We start from the raw sequence: 3,243 nt of genomic DNA, 5'->3' as shown, positions 1-3,243 counted from the left end.
GTATAAAAAAACCCTTCAATTTAGTATTGAAGGGTTTTCAAGGAAGGCGGCGACCTACTCTCCCACGATTGTAGTACCATTGGCGCTAACGGGCTTAACTTCTCTGTTCGGAATGGTAAGAGGTGAGCCCCGATGCTATAACCACCTTAAGCTGTTGGTTGATTCTTAATGATAAGAGATCAACTAATATTGTTGACATATTGATTTAAATAATAAAATACGATCTAAAAAAGTAACTAAAAAGAAGCTATCAAAGCAATTCTCCGTCCTGCTAATTGCTTAGCAGGACGTGCGCATAAGCCTATGGGTTATTAGTACTACTCGGCTATGACATTACTGCCTTTACACCTATAGCCTATCAACGTGGTAGTCTCCCACGACCCTTTAAAGAAATCTCATCTTGTGGTGGGTTTCGCGCTTATATGCTTTCAGCGCTTATCCCTTCCGAACGTAGCTACTCTGCAATGCTCCTGGCGGAACAACAGATACACCAGCGGTTCGTCCAACTCGGTCCTCTCGTACTAAAGTCAGATCCACTCAAATTTCTAACGCCCACTGTAGATAGAGACCGAACTGTCTCACGACGTTCTGAACCCAGCTCGCGTGCCACTTTAATGGGCGAACAGCCCAACCCTTGGGACCTTCTCCAGCCCCAGGATGTGACGAGCCGACATCGAGGTGCCAAACCCCCCCGTCGATGTGAGCTCTTGGGGGAGATCAGCCTGTTATCCCCGGAGTACCTTTTATCCTTTGAGCGATGGCCCTTCCATGCGGAACCACCGGATCACTATGCTCTACTTTCGTACCTGATCGACCTGTATGTCTCTCAGTCAAGCCTGCTTATGCCATTGCACTCTACGCACGATTACCAACCGTACTGAGCAGACCTTTAGAAGCCTCCGTTACTCTTTTGGAGGCGACCACCCCAGTCAAACTACCCACCAAGCACTGTCCATCTCGCGATGTTAGGCTTCGAATAAGCAAAGGGTGGTATTTCAACAATGACTCCACAACGCCTGGCGACGCCACTTCAAAGTCTCCCACCTATCCTACACATTACTTATCCAAAGTCAATACTAAGCTATAGTAAAGGTTCACAGGGTCTTTTCGTCCCACAGCGGGTAACCGGCATCTTCACCGATACTACAATTTCACCGAGCTCATGGCTGAGACAGTGTCCAGATCGTTGCACCATTCGTGCAGGTCGGAACTTACCCGACAAGGAATTTCGCTACCTTAGGACCGTTATAGTTACGGCCGCCGTTTACCGGGGCTTCAATTCAGATCTTCGCCGAAGCTAAACCCTCCTCTTAACCTTCCGGCACCGGGCAGGTGTCAGGCCATATACATCATATTTCTATTTAGCATAGCCCTGTGTTTTTGATAAACAGTCGCCTGGACCTCTTCACTGCGGCCCATCATAAGATGGGCGACCCTTCTCCCGAAGTTACGGGTCGATTTTGCCTAGTTCCTTAGCCATGAATCTCTCGAGCACCTTAGAATTCTCATCCCAACTACCTGTGTCGGTTTACGGTACGGGCTGCTTCACTTGTTTTTCTTGGAAGTCGCTTCTCTGGATTATCACATTGGCCGAAGCCTCTGTGTACTATCGCGGTATTACTACTCGCTTCAACGAACTATTCCGTCAGTTCGCACCAAATATACGCCTCCGTCACTTTTAACGTGAGCAGGTACAGGAATATTAACCTGTTGTCCATCCACTACCCCTTTCGGGTTCGCGTTAGGTCCCGACTAACCCTCAGCTGATTAGCATAGCTGAGGAAACCTTAGTCTTTCGGTGTGCGGGTTTCTCGCCCGCATTATCGTTACTTATGCCTACATTTTCTTTTGTAGCTGCTCCAGCAAGAATCGCCTCTCACCTTCAACGCCACTACAATGCTCCCCTACCACTTCTTACGAAGTCCATAGCTTCGGTAATATGTTTATGCCCGATTATTATCCATGCCGAACCGCTCGACTAGTGAGCTGTTACGCACTCTTTAAATGAATGGCTGCTTCCAAGCCAACATCCTAGCTGTCTAAGCAGTTCAACCGCGTTTATTCAACTTAACATATATTTAGGGACCTTAGCTGATGGTCTGGGTTCTTTCCCTCTCGGACATGGACCTTAGCACCCATGCCCTCACTGCTGATTAACATTTTATAGCATTCGGAGTTTGTCAGGAATTGGTAGGCGGTGAAGCCCCCGCATCCAATCAGTAGCTCTACCTCTATAAAACTATAAATCAACGCTGCACCTAAATGCATTTCGGGGAGTACGAGCTATTTCCGAGTTTGATTGGCCTTTCACCCCTACCCTCAGGTCATCCCAAGACTTTTCAACGTCAACGGGTTCGGTCCTCCACTTTGGGTTAACAAAGCTTCAACCTGCCCAAGGGTAGATCACACGGTTTCGCGTCTACTACTACTAACTATAACGCCCTATTCAGACTCGCTTTCGCTACGGCTGCTCCGCTTAACGGATTAACCTTGCTAGTAAAAGTAACTCGTAGGCTCATTATGCAAAAGGCACGCCGTCAGCCCGAAGGCCTCCGACCGCTTGTAAGCGTATGGTTTCAGGATCTATTTCACTCCCTTATTCAGGGTTCTTTTCACCTTTCCCTCACGGTACTGGTTCACTATCGGTCTCTCAGGAGTATTTAGCCTTATCGGATGGTCCCGACAGATTCATACAGGGTTACACGTGCCCCGCACTACTCAGGATACCACTAAATCAATATATCTTACCTATACGGGACTATCACCCTCTACGGTCAGTCTTTCCAAACTGTTCTAATTCAATATACATCTTATAACGTGGTCCTACAACCCCAGCATTGCCGTAACAATACTGGTTTGGGCTAATCCGCGTTCGCTCGCCACTACTAACGGAATCACTATTGTTTTCTTCTCCTCCGGGTACTTAGATGTTTCAGTTCTCCGGGTTCGCTCCTATTGCTAGGTGACATATCTTCAATATGCCGGGTTGCCCCATTCGGACATCTGCGGATCATAGTGTATGTGCCACTCCCCACAGCTTTTCGCAGCTTATCACGTCCTTCATCGCCTCTGAGAGCCTAGGCATTCCCCATACGCCCTTAATTAGCTTATGCGTCTTGCTTTAACTTGCTCTTTTAGTTTTTGATGATAAATAAATATCATCGCTCTTTTATTTTTGTCGTTACATGTCTCCTGTGAGAACATATAACGCTCGTATTCTTTAAATCAATATGTCAATGAACG

General features: G+C 47.2%; 2 rRNA genes. Both read right to left on the bottom strand.

From position 1 onward, the window contains the following. Positions 1 to 41: 41 nt before the first annotated feature. Positions 42 to 149: ribosomal RNA gene (gene rrf, locus J8L88_RS23305) — 5S ribosomal RNA — on the bottom strand. Between the two features lie 142 nt (positions 150 to 291). Continuing rightward, positions 292 to 3,113 (bottom strand): 23S ribosomal RNA (locus J8L88_RS23300). Positions 3,114 to 3,243: the final 130 nt, after the last annotated feature.

Source organism: Aquimarina sp. MMG015, assembly GCF_018100855.1.
Taxonomy (GTDB): Bacteria; Bacteroidota; Bacteroidia; order Flavobacteriales; family Flavobacteriaceae; genus Aquimarina; species Aquimarina latercula.
This window is presented reverse-complemented; position numbering and strand designations above follow the sequence as displayed.